Origin of the sequence: Olavius algarvensis spirochete endosymbiont, assembly GCA_900608495.1 — a bacterium.
GTDB lineage: Bacteria > Spirochaetota > Spirochaetia > DSM-2461 > DSM-2461 > UBA2779.
In genome coordinates this window covers 1-518 of sequence record UWYT01000060.1, presented here as the reverse complement: position 1 = coordinate 518, position 518 = coordinate 1, and the positions used below count along the sequence as shown (strand labels likewise).

Sequence of the window (518 nt, the reverse complement as noted above, 5' to 3'; positions counted from 1 at the left end):
CTTGAGCGTATTGGCATAGATGAGGAGCGTGGAGTAGTTCACAGCCTGAGCACTCTTTTCACCGATATGATCAATTCAACCTTGACGCTGCCTCAAGGGCCTGAGTCTGTTGAGTTTGATTTGAACTCCATCAAGAATCTGGAGGCAGCCAGTCCAGGTGAGGGCATCCCCGAGCCCCCAAGCCTTGAGGGAGGCTGGAGGTCTAGATTTTCATGATCGACAAGTAAGTATTAGGAGTTGAGAACGAAAATCTAAGATATACTGAGACTTCGATTGCTAAGGAACTTGGTGAGCCTCAGCGTAGAGATTGTCTCGATAGTCATGGGCCAGTTGGGACTCAGGGATCGACTTCAAATAAGAGGACTACAAAATGAAAATGAAAGGAGGAACAACAAAATGATTAGAAAACGTGTGCTGTTTTGCTGCGTTATGCTTATGATAATTTATTCCGCTTGGAGTGAAAATATGGATGATGCGACTTTGAAAGCTATTCTTAGCAAAAGAGATACAACCTTGAT

1 protein-coding gene is annotated in these 518 nt (G+C 44.2%); it reads left to right on the top strand.

Translation table 11 applies throughout. The features are described 5' to 3' along the window. On the top strand, positions 1-216 hold a 216-nt coding region (locus tag S1OALGB6SA_RS10505), incomplete at its 5' end, for a hypothetical protein (protein WP_230204343.1). Between the last annotated feature and the right edge of the window lie 302 nt (positions 217-518).